This is a genomic window from Escherichia coli (assembly GCF_036503815.1).
Lineage (GTDB): Bacteria > Pseudomonadota > Gammaproteobacteria > Enterobacterales > Enterobacteriaceae > Escherichia > Escherichia coli_F.
In genome coordinates this window covers 4521972-4545835 of sequence record NZ_AP027764.1, presented here as the reverse complement: position 1 = coordinate 4545835, position 23864 = coordinate 4521972, and the positions used below count along the sequence as shown (strand labels likewise).

At 55.4% G+C, this 23864-nt stretch carries 25 protein-coding genes; 4 read left to right on the top strand and 21 right to left on the bottom strand.

Features of this window, described 5'->3' with window-relative positions:
• Positions 1 to 152: 152 nt before the first annotated feature.
• The 5 genes from mdtP to yjcS form a co-directional block, all read right to left on the bottom strand.
• Positions 153 to 1619, bottom strand: a complete 1467-nt coding sequence (gene mdtP, locus AABJ99_RS21785) for a multidrug efflux transporter outer membrane subunit MdtP (protein ID WP_160523939.1) — start codon at positions 1617 to 1619, stop codon at positions 153 to 155.
• Positions 1616 to 3667, bottom strand: a complete 2052-nt coding sequence (mdtO, locus tag AABJ99_RS21780) for a multidrug efflux transporter permease subunit MdtO (RefSeq protein ID WP_039021432.1) — start codon at positions 3665 to 3667, stop codon at positions 1616 to 1618. Before mdtO ends, mdtP begins: the two co-directional genes overlap by 4 nt.
• On the bottom strand, positions 3667 to 4698 hold the full coding sequence (gene mdtN, locus AABJ99_RS21775; protein ID WP_039021433.1) for a multidrug efflux transporter periplasmic adaptor subunit MdtN: 1032 nt from the start codon (positions 4696 to 4698) through the stop codon (positions 3667 to 3669). The genes mdtO and mdtN overlap by 1 nt, the downstream gene beginning before the upstream one ends.
• Positions 4699 to 4716: 18 nt before the next feature.
• Positions 4717 to 4992 (bottom strand): YtcA family lipoprotein, encoded by a 276-nt coding sequence (ytcA, locus tag AABJ99_RS21770; RefSeq protein WP_001305715.1) that lies wholly within the window; start codon positions 4990 to 4992, stop codon positions 4717 to 4719.
• Positions 4993 to 5200: 208 nt separating this feature from the next.
• The gene (yjcS, locus tag AABJ99_RS21765; RefSeq protein WP_105279073.1) at positions 5201 to 7186 is read right to left on the bottom strand and encodes an alkyl sulfatase YjcS; all 1986 of its coding nucleotides are present in this window, start codon (positions 7184 to 7186) and stop codon (positions 5201 to 5203) included.
• 252 nt (positions 7187 to 7438) lie between these two features.
• On the opposite strand from yjcS, the gene AABJ99_RS21760 reads away from it, so the two are divergent.
• Both AABJ99_RS21760 and yjdP read left to right on the top strand, forming a co-directional pair.
• A complete protein-coding gene (locus tag AABJ99_RS21760; protein WP_001183291.1) occupies positions 7439 to 7756 on the top strand; it encodes an RpiB/LacA/LacB family sugar-phosphate isomerase in 318 nt (105 codons plus the stop codon).
• A gap of 68 nt (positions 7757 to 7824) precedes the next feature.
• Complete coding sequence (yjdP, locus tag AABJ99_RS21755) at positions 7825 to 8175, top strand: DDRRRQL repeat protein YjdP (protein WP_039021435.1); 351 nt, start codon at positions 7825 to 7827, stop codon at positions 8173 to 8175.
• A 34-nt stretch (positions 8176 to 8209) separates the two neighbouring features.
• Here yjdP and phnP read toward each other — a convergent pair whose 3' ends face one another.
• The 16 genes from phnP to yjdM all read right to left on the bottom strand — a co-directional run bounded on the left by phnP (position 8210) and on the right by yjdM (position 20261).
• Positions 8210 to 8968, bottom strand: coding sequence for a phosphonate metabolism protein PhnP (phnP, locus tag AABJ99_RS21750; RefSeq protein WP_032304310.1), 759 nt, complete (start codon positions 8966 to 8968; stop codon positions 8210 to 8212).
• 1 nt (position 8969) lies between these two features.
• The gene (gene phnO / locus AABJ99_RS21745; protein WP_001110490.1) at positions 8970 to 9404 is read right to left on the bottom strand and encodes an aminoalkylphosphonate N-acetyltransferase; all 435 of its coding nucleotides are present in this window, start codon (positions 9402 to 9404) and stop codon (positions 8970 to 8972) included.
• On the bottom strand, positions 9391 to 9948 hold the full coding sequence (gene phnN, locus AABJ99_RS21740) for a ribose 1,5-bisphosphokinase (RefSeq protein WP_039021436.1): 558 nt from the start codon (positions 9946 to 9948) through the stop codon (positions 9391 to 9393). The genes phnO and phnN overlap by 14 nt, the downstream gene beginning before the upstream one ends.
• Entirely contained in the window at positions 9948 to 11084 is a 1137-nt protein-coding gene (phnM, locus tag AABJ99_RS21735) for an alpha-D-ribose 1-methylphosphonate 5-triphosphate diphosphatase (protein ID WP_039021437.1), read from the bottom strand. Before phnM ends, phnN begins: the two co-directional genes overlap by 1 nt.
• Entirely contained in the window at positions 11081 to 11761 is a 681-nt protein-coding gene (gene phnL, locus AABJ99_RS21730) for a phosphonate C-P lyase system protein PhnL (protein ID WP_039021438.1), read from the bottom strand. Before phnL ends, phnM begins: the two co-directional genes overlap by 4 nt.
• Before the next feature lie 177 nt (positions 11762 to 11938).
• Positions 11939 to 12697, bottom strand: a complete 759-nt coding sequence (phnK, locus tag AABJ99_RS21725) for a phosphonate C-P lyase system protein PhnK (RefSeq protein ID WP_001075518.1) — start codon at positions 12695 to 12697, stop codon at positions 11939 to 11941.
• Positions 12694 to 13539 carry an alpha-D-ribose 1-methylphosphonate 5-phosphate C-P-lyase PhnJ gene (gene phnJ, locus AABJ99_RS21720; protein WP_000002284.1) on the bottom strand — a complete coding sequence of 282 codons (846 nt, stop codon included), beginning with the start codon at positions 13537 to 13539 and terminating at the stop codon, positions 12694 to 12696. Before phnJ ends, phnK begins: the two co-directional genes overlap by 4 nt.
• On the bottom strand, positions 13532 to 14596 hold the full coding sequence (phnI, locus tag AABJ99_RS21715; RefSeq protein ID WP_039021439.1) for an alpha-D-ribose 1-methylphosphonate 5-triphosphate synthase subunit PhnI: 1065 nt from the start codon (positions 14594 to 14596) through the stop codon (positions 13532 to 13534). Before phnI ends, phnJ begins: the two co-directional genes overlap by 8 nt.
• Positions 14596 to 15180, bottom strand: a complete 585-nt coding sequence (gene phnH, locus AABJ99_RS21710; RefSeq protein ID WP_039021440.1) for a phosphonate C-P lyase system protein PhnH — start codon at positions 15178 to 15180, stop codon at positions 14596 to 14598. The genes phnI and phnH overlap by 1 nt, the downstream gene beginning before the upstream one ends.
• Positions 15177 to 15629: a phosphonate C-P lyase system protein PhnG gene (phnG, locus tag AABJ99_RS21705; protein WP_039021441.1), complete on the bottom strand. Its 453-nt coding sequence runs from the start codon at positions 15627 to 15629 to the stop codon at positions 15177 to 15179. Before phnG ends, phnH begins: the two co-directional genes overlap by 4 nt.
• Positions 15630 to 16355, bottom strand: a complete 726-nt coding sequence (gene phnF / locus AABJ99_RS21700; protein WP_001344043.1) for a phosphonate metabolism transcriptional regulator PhnF — start codon at positions 16353 to 16355, stop codon at positions 15630 to 15632.
• Positions 16356 to 16375: 20 nt separating this feature from the next.
• Positions 16376 to 17155 carry a phosphonate ABC transporter, permease protein PhnE gene (phnE, locus tag AABJ99_RS21695; RefSeq protein ID WP_001193496.1) on the bottom strand — a complete coding sequence of 260 codons (780 nt, stop codon included), beginning with the start codon at positions 17153 to 17155 and terminating at the stop codon, positions 16376 to 16378.
• Between the two features lie 125 nt (positions 17156 to 17280).
• The gene (gene phnD / locus AABJ99_RS21690; RefSeq protein ID WP_039021442.1) at positions 17281 to 18297 is read right to left on the bottom strand and encodes a phosphonate ABC transporter substrate-binding protein; all 1017 of its coding nucleotides are present in this window, start codon (positions 18295 to 18297) and stop codon (positions 17281 to 17283) included.
• 24 nt (positions 18298 to 18321) lie between these two features.
• Positions 18322 to 19110, bottom strand: coding sequence for a phosphonate ABC transporter ATP-binding protein (gene phnC / locus AABJ99_RS21685; RefSeq protein ID WP_039021443.1), 789 nt, complete (start codon positions 19108 to 19110; stop codon positions 18322 to 18324).
• A 132-nt stretch (positions 19111 to 19242) separates the two neighbouring features.
• Complete coding sequence (yjdN, locus tag AABJ99_RS21680; RefSeq protein WP_001131334.1) at positions 19243 to 19686, bottom strand: VOC family metalloprotein YjdN; 444 nt, start codon at positions 19684 to 19686, stop codon at positions 19243 to 19245.
• A 239-nt stretch (positions 19687 to 19925) separates the two neighbouring features.
• Positions 19926 to 20261 (bottom strand): zinc ribbon domain-containing protein YjdM, encoded by a 336-nt coding sequence (yjdM, locus tag AABJ99_RS21675; protein ID WP_001300891.1) that lies wholly within the window; start codon positions 20259 to 20261, stop codon positions 19926 to 19928.
• Positions 20262 to 20662: 401 nt separating this feature from the next.
• Between yjdM and crfC the strand changes: the two genes are divergently transcribed.
• Positions 20663 to 22891, top strand: a complete 2229-nt coding sequence (gene crfC, locus AABJ99_RS21670) for a clamp-binding protein CrfC (RefSeq protein WP_039021444.1) — start codon at positions 20663 to 20665, stop codon at positions 22889 to 22891.
• Complete coding sequence (gene rdcB / locus AABJ99_RS21665) at positions 22888 to 23766, top strand: diguanylate cyclase regulator RdcB family protein (protein ID WP_039021445.1); 879 nt, start codon at positions 22888 to 22890, stop codon at positions 23764 to 23766. Before crfC ends, rdcB begins: the two co-directional genes overlap by 4 nt.
• The last annotated feature ends 98 nt before the right edge of the window (positions 23767 to 23864 follow it).

Genomic DNA, 23864 nt, shown 5'->3' with positions numbered 1-23864 from the left:
ACAGTATGCATCTTTTATGCCACATTTTATTTGGGGTCATTCCCTGATATTACGGGCACTATTTATTCAAAACTCTGACGAAAAACAGGCTGTCGTCAGTTTTGACGTGACGAAACGAAATACCGCGTGACAGCCATCACGCGGCTGACATTTTATTTTTTCTCGACGACGGGACCTGCCTGATACCCGCCACCCAGCGATTTCATCAACTGAATGCTTTGGATCACCCGGCGGCTGTCCAGCATCAGTAATGACATCTCTTCGGCAAGCACCGGCAACTGGGCTTCGGTGGCCTGTAAGCGACTGGTTAAGCCTCGTTGGTAGGCGGCGTCGGCAGCGCGCTGGGTGAAGCGCGTTGCTTCTACGCGTTCTGCCTGCATCTCCCGCTCGTCGTTGAGCGTTTGCAGACGCGTGCCGTTGACGGCAACGTCGCGCACCGCATTCAGCACTGACTGGTTGTAACGTTCAATCATCATGTTGCTGGCGGCGCGAGTGCCTTCGAGATTGGCATTCAACCGTCCACCGTCAAACAGCGGCAATTTCAGACCTGGGATAAAGTTGAACTGGCGACTGGTTTTTTTGAATAAGGTATCCAGGTGGATAGAATCCAGGCCGAAAAACGCTTTGATATCAAAGCTCGGGTAGAACAGCGCCCGCGCGGAATCCACCTGATCTAATGACGCCTGAACATACCAGCGCATGGCTTGCAGATCCGGGCGTCTGGCGAGCAACTCATAAGAGAGTGTCGCCGGAATACCGGTCTGGACTTGCGGTAATGCCACCGGTTTGATCTCCGGCATATCGCTGGCTCCTGCGCCAATCAATGCACGCAGAGATTCTCGCGTTTCGGTGATTTGCCCTTTGACGGCTGCAATTTGTTTATCGACCGCCAGAATCTGTGCCCGCGCGCCGTGGAAAGGCACTTGCGCTTCCAGGCCGTGCGCCACTTTGCTCTGGTGCGCTTTCACCGCGTAATCAATCACATCGCGAGTTTGTTCTAACAGATCGAGCATCTGGTAGCTGGCCTGCATGCTGTAATAAAGCTGCGCCACGCCCGTTGTGAGTGATAACTCCACTGCTGCGGTTTCTGCCAGCGCGGCATTATGCGCGCCAATGGCGGCAGCAACCGCTGAGCGATGCACACCCCACAAATCAAGATCCAGTCCGGCAAACAAACCGACTGTGGCTTCCGTATAGTACGGCCCGTCCATACCCAGTGCTGGCGCATCCATAGCATAAGGGCTTAAAAAGCCGTTCGCCGAGACACGTTGGCGGTTGAGCATCCCTAACGCTGCGACCTGTAATTGTGAACCGGCATCTAACAAATCGGCCTGCGACTGCGCTTTTTCTTCCCGCAGTTTCGCTTCGGCGAGGGTGTGTGAACCACTTAGCGTCCGTTGGATCAAAGCATCCAACTGCGGGTCATTGAGTTGTTTCCACCACTGCGCCTGCGGCCAACCGGAGCTGGCAAGATGAATATCATCGGCCAGTTTGATTTGTTCCGGTTTGAGCTGTTGATGAGGCGCAGAATCCTTACGCACCAGGGCACAGCCAGACATGAGGGTCGCGCTGCCGAGAATGCTGCATAACAGCAGGCGTGAAAGTTGACGATTGATCATTGCGTGGCTCCTTGTGCCTGTTCCGTGGCGGGCGTTAATGCCGGGGCTGTCCAGTCTGGCAAGCGGGCGAAAAGCTGGCAGACGTGTTGCTCCTGTTTTAATAAGGTCGGCAGAATGGCCTGCGAGGCGGGTGTTTCTTCAAGCGTTATTTGAGGAGAACGACTGAGTGCGGTTGCCAGACCGGCGGCGTATTTCTCCAGAGCGTCGGCAAACTGACCTGCTCTGTCCGGCTGTAGTGCGTTATCCAGTGCCTGCGCCGAGTTCCAGGTTGCATCCCAGGCGTGAAGAATATCGCGGCCCTGACGAATTACCGTTTGCGAACGTTCAATCAGTAACGCGCGTTCTTCGCTGTCCAGTTGACGCTCCAGCGCCACGCGTTGGCACATCTCTTCACAGGCATTAAACGCCGCATGCAGACCTATACGAATTTGCAGATAAGTGCGCAGAGCCGTGACTTCCTGCTGGCGTGGGATCCGCATTACTTTACTCAACATACCCAGCGCGCCAGCCAGTTTTTGCGGCAGTGCGCGCGCTTCACTTTCAGGCCAGACAAAGGTGTAAATCACCGCGGACACCACGGTACCAATGATGATACCCAGGGCGCGATCGCGAATTTCCACCAGGTCGTACACCGGGCCAAAAACGTTTTCGAGCGTGGCGAGTGCGAAGGTGACCACCATCTGTGTGCCGATATAAGAAGAACGTTCAGAGCTGGTGGCAATCCATGCGCCCAACAGGAAAATCGGTGCCAGCACAAACAGCAATTCGACAATATTGTCCAGCCAGGGCATGACCAGTAGCGTGAATAACAGCGCCAGAATTGCGCCGCAAAAAGCCCCGCCAAAACGCAACACCATCTTCTGGTACGACGAACCGACATTGGGGTTAGCGACGATCACGCAGGTCAGCATACAGGTGTGAATGCCTTCCCAGTCCACGCCGCTGTAGAAGGTGTAACAGATCAAACAGGCGAGCAGCGTTTTTACCGCGTAGCGCATATAGTCTGGATTGGTAAAAGCATCGGCGACCATTGATGGCGGTTTGGCGGCGGGCGTTGGCGGCGTATTCGGGTCCATCTGACCCAGTTGCAACAATGTCTGGCAGATATTCTCCAGGTTACATTCCCGTGCCGCCATCGCTTCACTTTCAGTGATCCGCCAGTCGCTTTGCCAGCACTGACCTTCGGCAATGGCTTGCTGCAGTTTGTTGATTTCTGAGGCTAATTTTTGCCGAAGTTCAATGATGGCCTGCGAATCTGCAAAAGAGGTGGGATCGTAGCGATTCAGCGTCGAGTAAATGTAGGTTACCGTTGCCACGCAGCTTTGCCACCATGCGCTCTGAGTTCGCCAGTTGGCATCGTCCGCGAGGCAAAAGGCATTGAGTTTTTGCAGCGCCAGCGCCTCTCTTTCAATCCGCGTTTCGGGTAGCGGGGCGAGGCTGTCCGTCAGGTGGCTAATGGCATCATCAAGCCGATCATTAAGCACCTGATGTATCTGCGTGATAGCGCGGCTGGGAAACCACAGCACGCCGATTAACGTCATCAATAACGTCGGGTAGAGGCCGACAACGATACACCACAGGGTTAAGCGCACGACCACTTCCGGATAGTCGAGCATGGCGGGGAATGTTTGCCCGTAAATAGCGACAATGGCGACGGCGAAAAAAACCAGCCCAAGCCGATGGGTGCGCATCAAAAACATGCAGCCCATCAGGATCGGCCCGGCAATGATCAATCGGATCAACGGTTCGCCATATGACCATTTGTAGATCAAAAACAGGCTGGCGATTTCCAGCATCGTGGCGACCACAAACAAGATCGCGACAAATTTGGTGTAAAACGCGTTCGACTGAATACCGTAAAACAGCACTGCCAGTGATAACGCCACAAAAGGGATCTCAAAAGTCATCGAGATCAGAATCACCAGCAAGCAGCCTACCCAGAGTTGCATAGTCTGCGGCACGCGGCCTGGTCGCCGCTCGCTTAACTCTTCATGAAAGAACGCCAGCAGCCTGACCACCGGTAATGGCAGGGAGTTGAGCGCGCTCATTATTGCGGCTCAAGATTAGCGACTGCCGAAGCGCCGATGCGGAACATTTCCGGGTCAGGTTTTTCAACCATGATTTTGACCGGAAAACGCTGGGCAACGCGGACCCAGTTAATAGAACGAGACACTTTCGGCAGGCCGCCCAGCACCAGGCCGCCGTCATCCGGTAGCACGCCGTAGCCAATCGAATCCACTTTACCTGCGAAGGTTTTGCCGCTGTCGCTCATCAGGCGAATGGTTGCGGGTGTACCTGAGCGAATATTTTTCAGATCAGTTTCGCGGAAGTTGGCGATCACGTACCAGTGACGAGTGTCGATTAGGGTGAAAATAGGGCGCATGGCAGAAGCAAATTGCCCGACGGAGGTTTTGAGGGAAATGACCCGGCCATCAAACGGCGCGCGAACGGTCGCCATTTCCAGATGCAGTTTCGTCAACGCAATATCCGCTTCCACTGCCGCACGTTGCGCCACCAGCGCATCCACGCCGCTGACGGCGCTGGCGGCTGACTGCGCCTGCAACAATACGGCGTTAAGATCGGCTTCTGCGGCGCGCTGCGCCGTTCTTGCACGGTCAACGTCTTCCGCTGAGACGAAACCTTCTTTCAGTAATGGCTCGGTGCGGCGTAATGTATCACTGGCCTGTTTCGCGGCGGCACGGGCTTTTTCTACCGTGGCATTAACCGAGTCGGCACCAAACTGTTGTGCGTCAACGCTACGCTGGGTGAGCATAATTTGCTTATCCAGCGCCGTGAGGGAGGCTTCGGCTTTCGCCAGATTGGCTTCGTACGGGCGCGGGTCGATGCGGAACAGCAAATCGCCCTGTTTCACCGCCTGGTTGTCGGTGACCGCCAGTTCTACAATGCGACCGCTGACTTCCGGCACCACATCAATGGTATCTGCTGACGCGTAGGCGTCATTAGTTGATGGCGCACTGTCTACGCGCCAGATAACGAAAACAAGGGCAACCAGCGCCAACGCAACCACTAACAGAGCAGGGAATTTACTGCGAGGAGCTTTTTTCGGCGTACTTTCCATGAGCGCGTCTCAAATAGATTAGAAAAATGCCAGCCAGAACAGCATGGCGTAGAGAGCAAAAAGGGCGGTATAAATAATTCCGACAAATGCCAGATTGATATTTGCCCGCTGAATAATTCGCCTCGTGATGAGCGTCAAAATAAGGCTGGCAATGGCGCAGAAAAACCAGCTGGGATAATAAGCGCCGATCACCGGGATTGCCGGAGATAATGAGCATCCCGAAACCATGAAGACGGGAATTATCCAGGCTGTTTTTTTGAGTTGCATCGCCATGCGAGAGAGAACTGTTGGCATATTAAATACATCCTGTCTGCTGCGAACAATATCTGTAGTGAATATCAATATCCATTGAAGGCGTCAGTATGGCTATTTTCTCGATGAATAAAAATAGCTTTATTCAGCCACCGCATTCATAACTTATATATTTTATGTATTAATTTGTTGTATGTATTTTTAAAATAAATGCTTTTGGGGGCTTAAGCGCCCCCAAAAGTGAGTGGCATTAATTTGGGGTTACGATATTCACCCACAAATCGAAATTATCCAGACAGGCAATAATTTCTTCCAGTTTCGCGCCATTGCCAATAATTTTGGCTTTCTTCGCTTTTACCAGATCCGCCATTTTGGCTTGTCCGGTCAGCACGGCGTGAAGATCTTCACGGCTGATATAGAAAGAGGCGTTGGCTTCAGGTTGTAGCGTTTTACGATAGTTAAGCACGCTATCGTTCAGCGTCAGGTTGAGGTTATCGCCGTTACTCATATTGAAGTTCAGGCTGATATTCTTACCTGCGGCTTTTTCGCTGTCGAGACGAACGGCCATAAAGTCGAACAGCATTTCGACCGACATCCCGCGAAGGGTGTCCGGAGAACCGGTGGTGCCGTGGCTGAACTTATGCACCCCTTCGCGCAGTTCTTTCGCGCCGGTCAGGTAGAAACCGCGCCAGGTGGCGGACTCGGCCTGATAACCCAACTGCTCAAAGTTATTCGCTTGCAGATTCTTCGCCACCTGGTCACCCGGATTGGCAGCAATCACCTGTTTCAGCAACTCTGCTGACCAGCGGTAATCCCCTTGCTTGTTCGCTTCTTGCGCCAGGTTGATGACACGGGCGGAACCGCCCAGCGCTTTCACGTAACGTTTGCCCATCTCCACCTGACCGTACGGATGTAGGTTAGCTGGATTGCCGTCATAATAGCCGAGATAGAAGTTATATACTGCACGGGCGTTGTGGCTAACAGAACCGTAATAGCCGCGGCTGGCCCAGTTATTGGCAAGCGCAGGTGGCAGCTTAATCATGTCGCCGATTTCATTCATGGTGTAACCCTGGTTCGCCAGGTGCAGGGTCTGGTCGTGAATGTATTTGATAGTATCGCGATATTTACCAATATAATCATTGATATGCTTATTGCCCCAGACCGGCCAGGTGTGCGGCATAAACAGTACTTCCGCGTCGTTACCCCACATATCCAGCGTTTCGTTCAGATACTCTGTCCACTTGCTGGTATCGCGGGTTTTCGCGCCGCGCAGGGTGTAGAAGTTGTGCAGGGTATGCGTGGCGTTTTCGGCGGTACACAGGGCTTTCAGGGCCGGAATATAGAAGTGCATTTCGGCTGGCGCTTCGCTACCCGGAGTCATCAGAAAGTCAAACTCCAGACCGTCGATAACCATCTTCTCGCCAGTTCTGACAATCGTTTTGGTTGGCGCAATAATGCTCGGGTCGCCCGTTGCCAGCGTCACGCCCAGGCCGTTGCCCACGTTGCCTTGCGCGTTGTGCGGCAGTAACAGACCGTAAGAGTAGAGCGCACGGCGGCTCATGATGTTACCCGCCAGCACGTTTTCGCTGATGGCTTCGTCCATAAAGCCTGCCGGAGCGATCACCTGCACTTTGCCAGATTTAACATCCGCTTCAGAGATAATGCCTTTCACGCCGCCATAGTGGTCGGTGTGGCTGTGAGTATAAATAACAGCAACAATCGGTTTTTGTGGACGATGTTGATAATAGAGGTCAAGTGCGGCTTTTGCGGCAGGCGGCGTTACCAGCGGGTCGATAACAATAATGCCTTTCTCGCCCTCAACGAATGTAATGTTAGAGATATCCTGGCCGCGCACCTGATACATTTTATCGGTGACTTTGAACAGGCCAGAAATGCCGTTGATTTGCGACTGACGCCACAGGCTGGGGTTTACGGTTTCCGGTGCAGCGGCATTAATATCAAATTTGTAATCATCCGCGCGGTAGTAAACTTTGCCATTCGCATCGCGCAGAATACCTTCATCCAGCAGCGGGGCGATAAATCCACGCTGGGCATCGTCAAAGTCCTGACGATCGCTAAACGGTAATGATTTTGCGTAATGCTGATTAACCTGCTGGGTATATTGAGTCGCGGCTTTCGCTTCATCTGTTGCGTGAGCGGTATTTACCATCATGCCGCTGGCGGCAGTTAACGCAATAACAATCCTGCTCAAACGGAATAACCGAGAGTTATTCATATAAATCTCCATTTATCATTTATGTCGTAAATATGTAATCCATGCAAAATACGTCATTTAAAGCTGGCGTTATCATAATTGGGAATTTGCGACTTTAATAAGTGGAAGTGTGAGCGGAACGAGCCATTTTATTAGGCATTTGTGCTGAAGAGGGAAAAGTAAGCGAATTCATTATCTCTGTAAATAATATGAGGTGTTTTATATATTTATTATATATATTGTACTTCGGCAAATACTGAGCACAATTAATCAATGCAACCGGTGTTTCTTATTAAAAAACGTACCGGAGCAATGGGCGGTCATGTCGCTGGCACCGCAGGATTCTGCGTTGCTGTGCCAGCCTTTTATTCATGGTCAATGAGTGAGGGGATTGATAAAGAAACCAGGTCGTCAGAGCGCACTGATTATCCGCATTACGCCAGTGAAGTTGCACTGGCTTTTGGTTCGCGAGTGGTTGGCCTCGAACTGGCAAAAATGATTGTGGATGCGTGGCTGGGCGCGCAGTACGAAGGCGGTCGTCATCAACAACGCGTGGAGGCGATTACGGCAATAGAGCAGCGGAAAAATTGAGATTCATCCACTACTTGCATGGATGAGTAATGACTAATGTGGATAGAGTTTCTTTTTGAGGTTGGCTAATGAAACGTTTTCCGCTATTTCTTTTATTCACCCTGCTCACGCTGTCCACCGTTCCGGCCCAGGCCGATATTATCGACGACACCATTGGCAATATTCAGCAGGCGATTAACGATGCTTATAACCCTGACCGTGGGCGAGACTATGAAGATTCGCGCGACGACGGCTGGCAGCGTGAAGTGAACGACGATCGGCGCAGACAATATGACGATCGCCGCCGCCAGTTTGAAGATCGCCGCCGCCAGTTTGAAGATCGCCGCAGGCAGCTGGACGATCGCCAGCGCCAGCTGGATCAGGAGCGTCGGCAGCTAGAAGATGAAGAGCGGAGAATGGAAGATGAGTATGGGCGGTGATGTTGAGTTTAGAGCAGGCATCGCCCCTCACCCATCACTCCACCCCAATCTCCATCCCATCAAACCCCGCCTCAAACCCTGACGGCAGTACGTTCTCCATCAGCCACACATCAAGCTGATGGCTGATATGTGTCAGAACCACGCGCGGCGAGCGGATAACTTCATTCAGCGCCAGCACGGTGTTTAAATCACAGTGATTGCGTGGCGAATTCGCGCGCGGTGGGTGGCTGCAATCAATCACCATTACCTGTGGCTGATTATTGCGTAAAAATTTCACCGTTTTTTCCGGCAGGCCTGCGGTGTCAGACAGCCACGCCACCCGGCTGTGCGCCGTTTCCAGTAGATAGCCGAAAGTGAGTTTCGAATGGTTGAGCGGCAGCGGCGTGACCTGTAATCCCTGCAAATCAAACATCACAAACGGCTCCACCGTGTGGCTGAAATCAAGCAGGCCCGGATGTTTAAACAGATCGTCGCAGCCCTGTTCATCCGGCGGGCCGTAGACCGGGATCGAATTGCCCACGCCCCAGCGCAGCGGAAACAGCCCCTGCACGTGATCCATATGGTAGTGTGTCAGCAAAAACTGCTGGAACGATCCGGGCGACCAGCGATCGGCGAGATCGTGCAGCCCGGCGTCGATCAGGGTGATCGCGTCGTTAAACTTCACGACGCCGCTGCATGGCTGGCGGCGATACTGCGGTGAGCGCCGCGCTCTGGCGCAGGCCGCGCACTCACAGCCCCATGCGGGAACACCCTGTGCGCCGCCAGTGCCAGTAAGTGTGAGGGTCAGGCTCATGTTACAGCGCCTTGGTGAAGCGGAAGTGGCTCTGCTCGTAGCCTTCGCGCAGATAGAAACGGTGCGCGTCGTGGCGCTTGACGTTGGTGGAAAGCTCGGTCATTTCGGCCCCGGCCTGTCGGGCTTCTTCTTCGGCCCATGCCAGTAATTTACTGCCGACGTTCAGACCGCGCGCCTGCGGCATCACCACCAGTTCCTGAATTTCGCCGATCCAGTTGACATGATGCAGATGAAACTGCAAATGCAGGCCGATCATGCCGACAACTTCGCCATCCAGCAGCGCCAGATGGTAGCGCATGTTCGGGTCGCGCAGATTGGCGTTAAACCCCACGCGAAACGCGTGATGGTCAAACTCCGCCTGTTTTAGCTCACATATCAGCGCGTAAACCGCGTCGGTGTCATACTGCGTGGCCGGGCGAAGCTCACAAGCAGGCATGGTGTTTCTCCTTCGAATGGATCAGCGTCAGCAGCGTGTCGACCGACTGGCGCAGGCTGCCGTCATTGTTGAGCGTATGGCAATCCTGAGGAGTATAGCGGGCGGCGCGCGCCAGGCGGGCGTTAATTTCACTGGCGTTTTCACGGCCACGGTTTTCCAGGCGCTGGCGCAGGATCTCCGGCGAAACCTGTAAACAAACGGGCAGCAGCGCCGATTGATAGCGCGCCCGCGCCTGCGGTAGATGGGCGCGTGAGCCGTTGACCACCACGTCAAATCCAGCGTGCAGCCAGAGGTCAATCTCGACGCCGATGCCATAATACAGGCCGTTGGCGTGCCAGCTTAAGGCCAGAAGGTTCTGCCCCGCGCGGGTAAAAAACTCCTGCTCGCTCAGGGCGATATGGTTTTCACTTCCGGCGCTGGCGGCGCGCGTGATGTAGCGATGCGCTACCAGTAGCTGAGTTTGTTCCCGCTGGCGGAGTTCCGTCAACAGACTGTCTTTTCCGGAGCCAGAGGCCCCCATTAACCAAATCAGTTTTCCCGTCATCAGAACACCCTTTTCCCCTGACGCCAGACGTGGTCGATATGAATGTGGTTGCCCTTGCGATGCGCCAGCACCAGGTCGGCGCGTTTGCCCTCGCCAATCACCCCGCGATCCTGAAGATTAAGCGCCTGCGCCGGATTTTTAGTCACCAGCTTCACCGCCTGCGGCAGCGTAAAGCGGTTGCTCTCGTCATCGGCGACGCGAAATGCCGCATCGAGCAGGCTGGCGGGGTAGTAGTCGGAAGAGAGGATATCCAGCAGACCAAGCTGTGCCAGTTCACTGGCCGCCACGTTGCCGGAGTGCGAACCGCCGCGCACAATATTCGGCGCGCCCATCAATACATTCATGCCATGCTTGCGCGAAGCTTCCGCCGCTTCGAACGTGGTGGGAAATTCGGCGATTACGCTGCCAAGCTGGTGGGATTCGGCAACGTGCGCGTGCGTGGCATCATCGTGGCTGGCGAGGGCAATTTGTCGCGCGCGGCACATTGCGGCGATGGTTTCGCGATTCGGCTGCGACCAGCGTGCGGCAAGCGCCAGCTGTTCCTCTTCGTACTGCTGCATCTGCGCATCGGTGAGCGAGTATTTGCCCTGGTAATATTCGCGATACTTCTCGCGATTGGCGAACTGGCGCTGGCCCGGTGAGTGGTCCATCAGCGACACCAGCGTGACCGGCTCGCGCTGCACCAGTTTTTCAAACAGCGGCAGCGTGGTGTGATGTGGCAGTTCACAGCGCAGGTGCAGACGGTGCTCGGCGCGGTTGACGCCGCGTTTCTGCGTCTCTTCGATGGCGTTGATCATCTTCTCCAGATTCTCCAGCCGATCGCCGCCGTCGCGCACATCACCAATCGCCACGGCATCCAGCACCGTGGTGATGCCGCTCGCCACCATCAGCGCGTCGTGGCTGCTCATCGCTGAGTGGGCAGGCCAGTCCACTTTTGGGCGCGGAGTGAAGAATTTATCGAGATTGTCGGTATGCAGCTCAATCAGCCCCGGCAGCAGCCAGCCGCCTTCGCCGTCCATCGCCTCTGGCAGGCGGCTCTGGCTTTCGGCAAAGGCGCGGATTTCACCGTCCTGCATCTCCAGCGAGCCGTGTACCACTTCGTTTTCCAGCACCAGTTTGACGTTATTGATAATCATGCAGAGGCTCCCATTGGGTGCAGGCGGTCGGCGACGTCATTGCGTACGGCTTCGTCATGGAAGATGCCGACGATGGCTGCGCCACGGGCTTTGGCTTCGCGGATCAGTTCGACTACGGCGGCGCTGTTTTTGGCGTCCAGCGAGGCGGTAGGTTCATCGAGCAGCAGGATGGGGTAGTCGACGATAAAGCCGCGCGCGATGTTGACGCGCTGCTGTTCGCCGCCGGAGAAGGTCGATGGCGCAAGGTGCCACAGGCGTTCCGGCACGTTCAGGCGGGTGAGCAGACGCGCGGCTTTAGCGGCGCAGGTATCACGCGGAACGCCGGTATCGAGCAGCGGCTGCATTACCACTTCCAGCGCCGAAATACGCGGGATGACCCGCAGAAACTGGCTCACCCAGCCGACGGTGGTTTTGCGGATTTCCACCACTTTGCGCGCTGGGGCGGTGACCAGGTCTATCCATTCGTCACCGTGTTTAATCTGGATTTGCCCTTCGTCGGGCAGATAGTTGGCATACAGCGAACGTAGCAGGGTCGATTTCCCGCTGCCGGAATGGCCGTGGAGCACCACGCATTCGCCCGCGTTGACGGTGAGCGAGGCGCGTTGTAATACAGGCAGGCGCACGCCGTTTTGTTGGTGCAGGATGAAGGTTTTACTGACGTTTTGTACGTTAATCATTTTTCGCCTCGTGGTTCGCATATTGGGGAGCGGTGCGCGCATTGCCCCTCACCCTAACCCTCTCCCCGAAGGGGCGAGGGGACCGATTGTGCGCGGTGTTGAATATTGCGCCGGTTTTCTCCCTCTCCCTCCGGGAGAGGGCCGGGGTGAGGGGATCAGTGCGCAAAGTGTTGCAACTCAATTCTGCAAAACCGATGACACCAGCAATTGGGTATACGGATGATGTGGGTCGTCGAGTACGCGGTCGGTTAACCCACTCTCCACCACTTGCCCCTGTTTCATCACCAGCAAACGGTCCGCCAGCAGGCGGGCGACGCCCAGATCGTGGGTGACAATCACCACCGCCAGGTTCAGTTCCACCACCAGGCCGCGCAGCAGGTCGAGCAGGCGTGCCTGCACTGACACATCCAGCCCGCCGGTTGGCTCGTCCATAAACACCAGCTTCGGATGCGTCACCAGGTTGCGGGCAATCTGCAAACGCTGCTGCATGCCGCCGGAAAAAGTGGTCGGCAGATCGTCGATACGGTTGGCGGGAATTTCCACCTCTTCCAGCCACTTCTGCGCGGTAGCGCGAATGTCGCCGTAATGACGCGCCCCGGTCGCCATCAGCCGTTCGCCGATATTGCCGCCTGCTGACACCTGACGGCGCAGGCCGTCGAGCGGATGCTGATGCACCACGCCCCATTCGGTGCGCAGCAGGCGACGGCGGTCGGCCTCGCTCATGCCATAGAGGGAACGGTTTTCATAGTGAATCTCCCCCTGTTGCGGCGTCAGACGGGCGGAGATTGATTTCAGCAGCGTGGTCTTCCCGGAACCGGATTCCCCGACAATGCCCAGCACTTCCCCCGGCCATAAATCAAAAGAGACATCGCTGAAGCCTTTGCCCGGCGCGTAAAGGTGGGTCAGGTTATTGACCGAAAGTAACGGTTGATTCATTGGCTTTTCGCCTCGCTCTGTTGGCGGCAATAATCGGTATCGGAGCAGACAAACATGCGGTTTCCGGCGTCATCCAGCACCACTTCATCGAGATAGCTGTGGGTCGATCCGCAGATGGCGCAGGGCTCATCCCACTGCTGGACGGTGAACGGGTGATCGTCGAAATCGAGGCTTTCCACGCGGGTAAACGGCGGCACCGCATAAATGCGCTTCTCGCGCCCCGCGCCGAACAGTTGCAGGGCGGGCATCATGTCCATTTTCGGGTTATCAAATTTCGGGATCGGCGATGGGTCCATTACGTAGCGTCCGTTCACCTTCACCGGATAGGCGTAGGTGGTGGCGATATGACCGAAGCGGGCGATATCTTCATATAGTTTCACCTGCATCACGCCGTACTCCTCCAGCGCGTGCATGGTGCGGGTCTCCGTTTCGCGCGGCTCGATAAAGCGCAGCGGTTCCGGGATCGGCACCTGGAAGATAATGATCTGATCTTCGGTCAGCGGCGTTTCGGGGATGCGGTGGCGCGTCTGGATAAGCGTCGCATCGTCCGTGCGTTCAGTGGTATTTACCCCGGTCACGCGCTTAAAGAAGTTGCGAATCGACACCGCGTTGGTGGTGTCATCCGCGCCCTGGTCAATCACCTTCAACACGTCGCTTTCGCCAATCACGCTGGCGGTAAGCTGTATGCCGCCGGTTCCCCAGCCGTATGGCATCGGCATCTCGCGCCCGCCAAACGGCACCTGATAGCCGGGGATTGCCACCGCTTTTAAGATGGCGCGGCGGATCATACGTTTGGTCTGCTCGTCGAGGTAGGCAAAGTTGTAGCCGCTCAGATTAGCCATGGTTCTGCTCCTGTTGCAGACGTTTGAGTAGCTCCAGTTCGGCCTGGAAATCGACGTAGTGCGGGAGTTTGAGGTGCGAGACAAAGCCTGCGGCTTCGACGTTGTCGGCATGCGCCAGCACGAACTCTTCATCCTGCGCCGGGCCTGTCGCGTGCTCGCCGTACTCCGGGGCTTGTAGAGCGCGGTCAACCAGCGCCATTGCCATCGCTTTGCGCTCGCTCATGCCGAACACCAGCCCGTAGCCGCGCGTGAAGTGCGGCGGCTCATCCGGCGGGTCGATAAAACCGTTGACCATTTCACACTCGGTCATCAGCAGTTCGCCGATGTTCACCGCAAATCCCAGCTCTTCCGGCACAATAGACACGTCGATATAGCCACTGCGGATTTCGCCTGCGAACGGGTGATTGCGTCCGTAACCACGCTGGGTGGAGTAGGCCAGCGCCAGCAAATAGCCTTCGTCTCCGCGCATGAGCTGCTGCAGGCGGGAGGAGCGTGAGCAGGGGTAAACCGGCGGCGTGCGGGTGATGTCATCCGGCTGTGTGCCGCTATCCTCTTCAAACTTCGCCAGCCCCTGACGCGCCAGCAGGCTGAAAACGTGCGGTGATGGGGCTTGCTCGCTGTCGGCGGTGGTCAGCGTCGGCGCTTCGCCATTCGCCAGCAGGGTGAAATCGAGCAGGCGATGGGTGTAGTCGTAGGTCGGGCCAAGCAGCTGGCCGCCAGGAATGTCTTTATAAACGGCGGAGATACGGCGTTCGAGACGCATCTCGGTGGTGTCGAGCGGCTCGCTTACCGCCAGTTTTGCCAGCGTCGTGCGGTAGGCGCGCAGCAGGAAAATTGCTTCAACGTTATCGCCACTGGCCTGTTTCAGCGCCAGTGCGGCCAGTTCGCAGTCGGCAATGCCGCCTTCGGTCATCACGCGATCCACCGCGAGATTAAGCTGCTGTTCAATCTGGGCGACGCTCAGTTCAGGCAAATCGGTATCGCCCCGGCGTCGGCTCTCTTGCAGGGCGTGGGCGGCGTCGATCGCCTTCTCGCCCCCTTTCACGGCAACGTACATCAGCACACCTCCACATGAGTGGTTCGCGGAATAGCCAGCAGGCGCTCGCCGCAGGTCAGGATCAGGTCGATGCCGAGCGGGAACGGGTGCGGGCGCTCGGTGAGTTCGTGCAGAATGCACTCCGGCAGCTGTGGGGCGATCATCCGTTCTTCGGCAATGCCCGCGCCGGTGAGGCGCAGCATGCGTCCGCCGCTCAGGCTGGTGACCTGTAAAATCAACGTCGCACCGGCTTCCGGCGCAACGGCGGTGCCGGTGGAAAGGGCGTTGAGCTGCTCGCTGGCAATCGCCTCATCCGTCACTGCGAAGGTCGCCTGTTCCGGCTGATTGACCAGCGGGGCGTTGGTATGAAAACGCAGGCTCTGGCTGACGATATCGTTACTTAATGGCTCGGAAAGCCACACCGGCGTGTCGTTATCAGCCAGCGTCAGCAATACGCTGGTAGAGGCAATATTCAGCGGCTGCCAGCCGCGTTTGAGTTGATGCAGGGCGACAATGACGCCCGGCTCGCTCATGGCCTTTAACAGGCGACGAAAACTGTGCTGGGCATCCTGCACGGGAAGCATAAAAGCGGTTTCCAGGGTCATGCGTTGTCTCCGCGAACCATCGTAAAGAAGTCGACCCGACTGGCGTTCACTTCGGCCTGGCGTGCGGCAATGCGTGCCATACGGTCAGCGTCCAGCGGGGCAATAAGGGTTTCTGATAAGTTTTGAAAGTGGCGAGATTGCTGCATCAGCGCGTCAATCAGCGCGCAGCGTTCGGCGTGCTGTTTGTCGCGTCCCAGCACCCAGCTGTAGCCGAGCGTGCCGTCAGTCAGGCGTACAGCGGCGCGGGTGAGCGTGGCGTCGCCAGCAAAAAAGCGTTCGCCGGTGCCGCCCATTCGCGCCTGAATCTGCACCAGGCCGGTTTCGGCGGCGCGGATGACGTCATAGTCGGCGGTGATGTTTAGCGCTTTAAGGCGGGCAGCCAGTTCAGCCGGTTGGCTGTGCGCCAGCACGGACATCCAGTGCTGGCGGGTCGCGGTATCTGCGTGCATTCAGTGCTCCATGGTGAATTCAATCATGTCGGCGCGCGTCAGGCTGACGGAGTACTCCGCCGGGCTGCTTTCACCGTCACGGTGGTTAAGGGTGCGCACGCACAGCAGCGGCGACATATTCGGAATTTCAAGACGCTGGCACTCTTTGGCCTGGGCGCGGCGGGCGCTGATCCGCGTCTGGCTGCGGCGCAGCGCAATCCCCGTTTGCTCGCGCAGAAAATCGTGCAGCGAGCCGCTGTCGAAGCGTTGCAGCGTCGGCCAGAGGGTGAGGTCCGCAAAGTAGTGGTCGATTAAACAGAGTGCGACGCCGTTGACCCGGCGCAGAGTGCGCAGGTGGATAACGTTCTCGCCCTCGGTTATCCCCAGCGCGTCAGCGACGTGGCCGGAGGCCGGGCGAAGCACCGACAGCAGTTTTTCGCTGGTGGGATGGCTACCCTGATCCAGCAGGTTCTGGCTAAAACGCGCCTGGGCGTTGAGCGGGTAATCGAACGGGCGCATCAGCACCAGTACGCCGATGCCCTGACGGCGCTGTACCCAGCCTTTTTCCACCAGTTGGTCGATGGCACGGCGCAGGGTGTGGCGATTCACCTCAAAGCGCGCTGCCAGTTGCTGCTCGGCGGGAAGATAGTCGCCGCAGCGGTAGTGTTGACGAAGTTCCTGCTCAAGTTTTGCGGCTATCTCCTGATAGCGTGTTGGGTAGCTGGTCGGATGTGTAGACAAGTGCATAAATATCAATGCCTCGCTTATCAGATAAAGTGCTTACGCAACCGTTGAGAGAGGAAATCCAGCAGGCTGACCGTGACGATAATCAGCACCATCAGGGCGCAGGTTTGCTGGAACTGGAAACCGCGAATCGCTTCCCACAGCGTGACGCCGATCCCGCCCGCGCCGACCATGCCGACGACAGTCGCCGAACGGACGTTGGATTCGAAGCGATAGAGGGAGTAGGAGATTAGCAGCGGCATCACCTGCGGCAGCACGCCATAGAGGATCTCTTCGAGCTTGTTGGCACCGGTGGCGCGAATGCCTTCCACCGGGCCGGGTTCAATTGCTTCTACCGCTTCGGAAAGCAGTTTGGAGAGCACGCCGGTGGTGTGGATAAACAGCGCCAGTACGCCAGCGAACGGACCGAGACCGACGGCGACCACGAACAGCATGGCGAAGACCATCTCGTTAATGGCGCGGCAGGCGTCCATCAGGCGGCGAACGGGCTGGTAAACCCACCACGGCACCAGGTTTTCGGCGCTCATCAGGCCGAAGGGGATGGAGAGAACGACTGCCAGCGCGGTGCCCCAGACGGCGATTTGCAGCGTGACGGCCATTTCGGTGAGGTAATCCTGCCACTGGCTGAAATCGGGCGGGAAGAAGTCGGCGGCGAACGTCGCCATGTTGCCGCCGTCTTTAATCAGCGTGAGCGGGGCCATTTCCGCGCCCTGCCACGAGACGACCAGTACAGCGAGAACAATGGCCCAGCTCAGAAGCGAGAACCAGCTGCGCTTGGGTGGGGCGATGGTGATGGTTTGCATGTTTGGCTCCGTTTAATGTTTTCTCCCTCTCCCTGTGGGAGAGGGCCGGGGTGAGGGCACCAGCGTGCGCATTTCCCCCTCACCCTAACCCTCTCCCTCAAGGGAGAGGGGACCGATCGAGCACATTACTGCACCGCTTTACTCACCGAACTCATCGCGCTTAACGCGTTGTTCAGGCGGTCCAGGTCATCCAGTTGCGCCTGAATGGCGCTGGTTTTTGCCAGCTTGTCCTGCTCATTCAGCCCTTTATTGCCTTTCACGCCCTGCATCTCTTTAAACAGCGCGAGCTGGCGAATCGGCACCAGTTGCAGGTCGCTGGAGGCGCGGAACGGGGCCCAGCCCAGGCGCTCCAGCACCGCTTTCTCTTCCGGCGTTTTGCCGTAGTTCATAAAGAAGTCGTAGATCTTGTCTTTGGTGGTTTCGGAAAGATTTTTGCGCCAGACGATCGGATCGCCTGGGATCAGCGGCGATTTCCAGATCACCTTCAGTTCTTTGAGCTTCTCCGGTGCGGAGGTTTTCAGCTTGTCGAGGTTCTCGGTGTTGTTGGTCGCCACATCCACCTGCTTGTTGGCGACGGCCAGCGCGTTGGTTTCATGCCCGGCGTTGACGGTGCGCTTGAAGTCGCTGGCGGAGATATTGTTTTTGGCGAAGACGTAGTAGCCGGGGACGAGGAAGCCAGAGGTGGAGTTAGGATCGCCATTGCCAAAGGTGAGATCTTTACGCTTCGCCAGCAGATCGTTCAGGTTGTTGATCGGACTGTCTTTGTTGACGATCAACACGCTCCAGTAACCCGGCGATCCATCCGCCGCGACCGTCTGGGCGAAGACCTGACCGTTGGCGCGATCCACCGCTTCCATCGCCGACAGATTGCCGTACCAGGCGATATCCACTTTGTTGAAGCGCATTCCCTGGATAATGCCCGCGTAGTCCGGGGCAAAGAAGGCGTTCACTTTCACGCCCAGCTTCTTCTCCATATCCTGTAAGAATGGCGTCCATTGCGGTTTCAGGTTTTGCTGTGATTCCGTTGAAATAATGCCGAAATTCAGCGCCTTTTCCTGCTCTTCGGCGTGCGCCGGGCTGAACAGGGTGCTGAGGCTGAACATGCTGGTGAAGGCCAGCGAGGCAATTATCTTAGCGTTCATTCGTTTTCCTCAATGATGGGGATGTCAGGCAGCTTTCGCGTTCTCTTCGACGCGGTTAATGCTGCGGTAGAGATGGTCAAAACGTTCGTTATCAAACTGTTGGCTGCTGCCGTCGTAGAAGACGTGCCCCTGGCGCAGGGCGACGGTGCGTTCGCAGTAGCGCAGGGCGTAATCCACCTGATGCAGCGTGACGACCACGGTAATGCCGTCGTTCTGGTTAATGTCGCGCAGGGTGTCCATCACGATGCGCGCCGATTCCGGGTCCAGCGAGGCGATGGGTTCATCGGCCAGAATCACCTTCGCCTGCTGCATCAGCGCGCGGGCAATCGCCACACGCTGCTGCTGTCCGCCGGAGAGGGTGGAAACGCGCTGATGGGCAAAGTGCACCATGCCAACGCGGGTCAGCGCCTGTAACGCGCGCTGTTTCTGCTCGCGGGTGAAGTAGCTAAAACAGGTGCGCCAGAATGGCGTGCTGCCGAGCGCGCCAATCAGCACGTTCTCCAGTACGCTCAGGCGATTCACCAGGTTGAATTGTTGGAAGATGTAGCCGGTGTTGGTGCGGCTTTTGCGGATATCGCGGGCCAGGCGGCCTTCGCGCTGGACTGTGCGGCCCAGCAGCTCGATATGGCTACCGGCAGATTTATCGCCGGTAATCAAACCGCTTAAATGACGTAAAAGGGTGGATTTGCCGGAACCCGACGGCCCAAGCAGAGCCACCATTTCACCGTGATGAATGTTCAAATCAACCGCGTGCAGCGCCTGATGCTGATTGAAGGTTTTGGCGAGCTTCTCGACACGGATAATCGTTTGCATGATGCAGCCTCCCTAAAAAAGTGGCTCCATCGTGGCGGATTATTGTGATGATTTTGTTAACTAAAAGTGACTAACGGATGAAGAGTTAACGAGATTTCGATGACAGTGCGGGAGGGCGGCCCTCCCGGCGGGTTAGTGCGTTGGTTGTTGTTTGACGACATTAATCATCCACGGTACGCCAAATTTATCGGTGACTTTGCCGAAGCCATGCGCCCAGAAAGTTTCCTGCCAGGCCATTTCGATTTTTCCGTTAGCAGCAAGGTTATCAAACCAGCGTTTTCCTTCTTCGACCTGTTGCGAATCGAGTACCAGTGTAAAACCGGAGTAGCTGGCTTTTCCTGACGGTATGGCATCGCTCATCATGATATCGCTTCCGGCAATACGCACGTTAGCATGGGCGATAGCGGTATCGGGAAATTGCATACCGGAAGGGCAGTTCTCGGCGCTGTCCTGCGCTGATTTCGGCATTTCGCCGAAGCTGATTTTATAAAGCAGTTCCGCGCCCAACGTGCGTTGATAATAGGCAATCGCATCGGAACAGTTACCAGCAAAAGAGAGGTAGGGACTTAACGGCATGATGGTGACCTCAGTTAAGAGAAGCCAGTTAAGTGTAGTTCGAAAATTATACAGATGAGCGGGGGCTGATAAGACTCGGTAAGCGTCGCATTAGGCACCGTTGCCGGATGGTGCGAGAATTTGTAGGCCTGATAAGACGCGCGAGCGTCGCATCAGGCAGTCGGCACCGTAGCCGGATGCGGCGCGAGCGCCTTATCCGGCCTACCGATCATGTGCCAATATTACATTGAGCAATACAATCAGTTCTTTTTCACAAACTCAGATTTCAGTTTCATCGGACCAAAACCGTCGATTTTGCAATCGATGTTGTGGTCGCCTTCAACCAGGCGAATGTTTTTCACTTTGGTACCGATCTTCAGCATCGAAGAGCTACCTTTCACCTTCAGATCTTTAATGATGGTAACGCTGTCGCCATCAGCCAGAAGATTGCCGTTTGCATCTTTAACGATCAGTTCATCGCTTTCCTGTGCAGGTTCTGCGTCGTTCCATTCGTAGGCACATTCCGGGCAGATGTACATGCCGTTATCTTCGTAGGTGTATTCGGAGTTGCATTTTGGGCAGTGTGGTAATGACATGTGGATTTCCTCAAAAGTCAGCAGGGCAAAAGCGCCAAAAAACGGCAGATTGCCGAAAAAGGCCGCAATTATACACAAAATCCCTGAGTTTGTCGGGGGTACTGCTGATTTTAGACGACGATCTTTTTCATTTGAAAGGAAACGCAAAAAGAAAATAATCTTTTTGCCTCCATTTATTATTTAAGATAAGGTTAATGCTCTACTTGTTCTTTTTTTAATTCAAATGATATTTTTATCTTTCTGACGTTTTAAACGTATCGGAAGACGTTATTTATTCTAATAAAAAACAACACTCTAAATATAAAATTATTTCTTGCAGTAATTATAAAAGCCGAAAACAGAACTCAAAAACAATCTGGCTAAATAAAAGTAATAAAATTTGCTTTAAGGAAAAATTTTCTATGTACACACAGACCCTGTATGAGTTAAGTCAGGAGGCTGAACGCCTGTTACAGCTTTCTCGCCAACAGTTGCAGTTACTGGAAAAAATGCCTCTCTCTGTACCCGGAGACGATGCGCCACAACTGGCTTTACCCTGGAGTCAGCCTAATATCGCCGAACGTCACGCGATGCTGAATAATGAGTTGCGTAAAATTTCCCGACTGGAAATGGTGCTGGCGATTGTCGGTACTATGAAAGCAGGGAAATCAACCACCATTAATGCCATTGTTGGTACGGAGGTTCTGCCTAATCGCAATCGCCCAATGACTGCGCTGCCGACGCTTATTCGCCATACGCCCGGGCAAAAAGAACCGGTACTGCATTTTTCACATGTCGCGCCAATCGACTGTTTAATTCAACAATTACAACAGCGCCTGCGTGACTGCGATATTAAGCATCTGACCGATGTGCTGGAAATAGATAAAGATATGCGTGCGCTTATGCAGCGGATCGAAAATGGCGTCGCTTTCGAAAAATATTATCTGGGTGCCCAGCCTATTTTTCATTGTCTGAAAAGTTTGAATGATTTGGTGCGACTGGCGAAGGCGCTGGACGTCGATTTTCCTTTTTCTGCTTACGCCGCCATTGAGCATATTCCCGTGATTGAAGTGGAGTTTGTCCATCTGGCGGGGCTGGAGAGTTATCCCGGTCAGTTGACGTTACTGGATACCCCTGGGCCAAATGAAGCCGGGCAACCGCATCTGCAAAAAATGCTTAACCAGCAGCTGGCTCGCGCCTCGGCGGTACTGGCGGTGCTGGATTATACGCAACTGAAATCGATCTCCGATGAAGAGGTCCGTGAGGCGATTTTGGCGGTGGGGCAATCGGTGCCGCTGTATGTGCTGGTCAATAAGTTCGATCAACAGGATCGTAACAGTGACGACGCCGACCAGGTGCGGGCACTGATTTCCGGGACGCTGATGAAAGGCTGTATTACGCCACAGCAGATATTTCCAGTGTCGTCGATGTGGGGCTACCTGGCGAATCGGGCGCGTAATGAGTTAGCCAACAACGGTAAGTTACCCGCGCCAGAGCAACAACGCTGGGTGGAGGATTTTGCCCATGCCGCGCTCGGCAGGCGCTGGCGTCATGCCGACCTGGCGGACCTCGAACATATTCGTCATGCTGCCGATCAGTTGTGGGAAGATTCGCTGTTCGCCCAGCCAATTCAGGCGTTGCTTCATGCCGCTTACGCTAACGCCTCGTTGTATGCTCTGCGATCTGCCGCGCATAAACTGTTGAATTACGCGCAGCAGGCGCGGGAATACCTGGATTTTCGTGCGCACGGGTTAAACGTCGCTTGTGAACAATTGCGGCAAAATATCCACCAGATCGAAGAAAGTTTGCAGCTATTTCAACTCAATCAGGCTCAGGTGAGCGGCGAGATTAAACATGAAATCGAGCTGGCCCTGACCTCCGCCAACCTCTTTCTGCGTCAACAGCAAGATGCGGTGAATGCCCAGTTAGCCGCGTTGTTTCAGGATGATTCGGGGTCATTAAGCGAGATTCGTACCTGCTGTGAGACACTGTTACAGACGGCGCAGAACACCATCAGTCGCGACTTTACGCTGCGTTTTGCCGAGCTTGAATCCACTCTTTGCCGGGTGTTAACCGATGTTATTCGGCCCATTGAGCAACAAGTCAAAATGGAATTGAGCGAGTCAGGGTTTCGTCCTGGGTTTCATTTTCCTGTTTTTCACGGCGCAGTTCCCCACTTCAACACTCGCCAGCTGTTCAGTGAAGTCATTTCGCGCCAGGACGCAATGGACGAGCAGAGCACGCGTTTAGGCGTTGTGCGTGAGACTTTTTCGCGCTGGTTGAATCAGCCCGACTGGGGACGGGGAAATGAGAAATCCCCGATAGAGACGGTTGATTACAGTGCGTTGCAACGAGCATTAAGCGCAGAAGTCGATCTTTATTGCCAACAAATGGCTAAAGTTCTGGCAGAGCAGGTCGATGAATCTGTTACGGCAGGCATGAATACTTTTTTCGCTGAGTTCGCTTCATGTTTGACGGAATTACAGACGCGTTTACGCGAAAGTCTGGCTCTGCGTCAACAAAATGAATCGGTGGTCAGGCTGATGCAGCAGCAATTGCAGCAGACTGTGATGACTCATGGCTGGATTTACACCGACGCTCAGCTGTTACGCGATGATATTCAAACACTTTTCACGGCAGAACGATATTGACCAAGACGTTACTGGACGGCCCCGGTCGCGTGCTGGAGTCGATTCATTCCCGCTTTTTAGTGGATCTGGCGCAGGGCGATGATGCCCGCCATCCACAAGCCCATCAGCAGCAGTTTCGTGAACGACTGATGCAGGAACTTCTTGCGCGCGTGCAGCTTCAGGCATGGACGAACGGCGGCATGTTAAATGCGCCGCTTAGCCTGCGTCTGACATTGGTGGAAAAACTGGCGTCGATGCTGGATCCCGGTCATCTGGCGCTGACGCAGATCGCGCAGCATCTGGCGCTGCTGCAAAAAATGGATCACCGCCAGCACTCTGCTTTCCCGGAGCTTCCGCAGCAAATTGCCGCCTTGTATGAGTTGTTTTCAGCCCGTTGTCGCTGGAAGGAAAAGGCGTTAACGCAACGAGGATTACTGGTACAGGCCGGTGATCAGAGTGAGCAAATTTTTACCCGCTGGCGTGCTGGGGCGTATAACGCCTGGTCGTTGCCTGGGCGCTGTTTTATCGTTCTGGAGGAGTTGCGCTGGGGGGCATTTGGCGATGCCTGCCGTCTGGGAAGCCCGCAAGCGGTGGCGTTGTTGCTGGGTGATTTGCGCGAGAAAGCGACACAACATCTGGCAGAGAGTATCAATGCGGCACCGACCACGCGTCACTATTACCATCAGTGGTTTGCCTCTTCGACCGTTCCGACGGGAGGGGAACATGCTGATTTTTTAAGTTGGCTGGGAAAGTGGACCACGGCAGATAAACAACCCGTTTGCTGGTCAGTGACCCAACGCTGGCAAACTGTCGCGCTGGGGATGCCACGACTCTGTTCAGCGCAGCGTTTGGTGGGGGCAATGGTCGAGGAAATCTTCTCTGTAAATTTGGCGTAAATAATCAGTTACATCAATGAGTCCTAAACGAAATCCATGTGTGAAGTTGATCACAAATTTAAACACTGGTAGGGTAAAAAGGTCATTAACTGCCCAAT

Bases quoted from the DNA above. Each gene is read 5' to 3' on its own strand.
- phnI (WP_039021439.1), bottom strand. From the start codon at position 14,596: ATGTACGTTGCCGTGAAAGGGGGCGAGAAGGCGATCGACGCCGCCCAC.
- mdtN (WP_039021433.1), bottom strand. From the start codon at position 4,698: ATGGAAAGTACGCCGAAAAAAGCTCCTCGCAGTAAATTCCCTGCTCTG.
- phnC (WP_039021443.1), bottom strand. From the start codon at position 19,110: ATGCAAACGATTATCCGTGTCGAGAAGCTCGCCAAAACCTTCAATCAG.
- phnP (WP_032304310.1), bottom strand. From the start codon at position 8,968: ATGAGCCTGACCCTCACACTTACTGGCACTGGCGGCGCACAGGGTGTT.
- yjdP (WP_039021435.1), top strand. From the start codon at position 7,825: ATGAAACGTTTTCCGCTATTTCTTTTATTCACCCTGCTCACGCTGTCC.
- phnF (WP_001344043.1), bottom strand. From the start codon at position 16,355: ATGCACTTGTCTACACATCCGACCAGCTACCCAACACGCTATCAGGAG.
- crfC (WP_039021444.1), top strand. From the start codon at position 20,663: ATGTACACACAGACCCTGTATGAGTTAAGTCAGGAGGCTGAACGCCTG.
- phnO (WP_001110490.1), bottom strand. From the start codon at position 9,404: ATGCCTGCTTGTGAGCTTCGCCCGGCCACGCAGTATGACACCGACGCG.
- yjcS (WP_105279073.1), bottom strand. From the start codon at position 7,186: ATGAATAACTCTCGGTTATTCCGTTTGAGCAGGATTGTTATTGCGTTA.
- yjdM (WP_001300891.1), bottom strand. From the start codon at position 20,261: ATGTCATTACCACACTGCCCAAAATGCAACTCCGAATACACCTACGAA.
- ytcA (WP_001305715.1), bottom strand. From the start codon at position 4,992: ATGCCAACAGTTCTCTCTCGCATGGCGATGCAACTCAAAAAAACAGCC.
- yjdN (WP_001131334.1), bottom strand. From the start codon at position 19,686: ATGCCGTTAAGTCCCTACCTCTCTTTTGCTGGTAACTGTTCCGATGCG.
- mdtO (WP_039021432.1), bottom strand. From the start codon at position 3,667: ATGAGCGCGCTCAACTCCCTGCCATTACCGGTGGTCAGGCTGCTGGCG.
- phnD (WP_039021442.1), bottom strand. From the start codon at position 18,297: ATGAACGCTAAGATAATTGCCTCGCTGGCCTTCACCAGCATGTTCAGC.
- phnL (WP_039021438.1), bottom strand. From the start codon at position 11,761: ATGATTAACGTACAAAACGTCAGTAAAACCTTCATCCTGCACCAACAA.
- AABJ99_RS21760 (WP_001183291.1), top strand. From the start codon at position 7,439: ATGCAACCGGTGTTTCTTATTAAAAAACGTACCGGAGCAATGGGCGGT.
- phnK (WP_001075518.1), bottom strand. From the start codon at position 12,697: ATGAATCAACCGTTACTTTCGGTCAATAACCTGACCCACCTTTACGCG.
- phnM (WP_039021437.1), bottom strand. From the start codon at position 11,084: ATGATTATCAATAACGTCAAACTGGTGCTGGAAAACGAAGTGGTACAC.
- phnJ (WP_000002284.1), bottom strand. From the start codon at position 13,539: ATGGCTAATCTGAGCGGCTACAACTTTGCCTACCTCGACGAGCAGACC.
- phnN (WP_039021436.1), bottom strand. From the start codon at position 9,948: ATGACGGGAAAACTGATTTGGTTAATGGGGGCCTCTGGCTCCGGAAAA.
- phnG (WP_039021441.1), bottom strand. From the start codon at position 15,629: ATGCACGCAGATACCGCGACCCGCCAGCACTGGATGTCCGTGCTGGCG.
- mdtP (WP_160523939.1), bottom strand. From the start codon at position 1,619: ATGATCAATCGTCAACTTTCACGCCTGCTGTTATGCAGCATTCTCGGC.
- phnE (WP_001193496.1), bottom strand. From the start codon at position 17,155: ATGCAAACCATCACCATCGCCCCACCCAAGCGCAGCTGGTTCTCGCTT.
- phnH (WP_039021440.1), bottom strand. From the start codon at position 15,180: ATGACCCTGGAAACCGCTTTTATGCTTCCCGTGCAGGATGCCCAGCAC.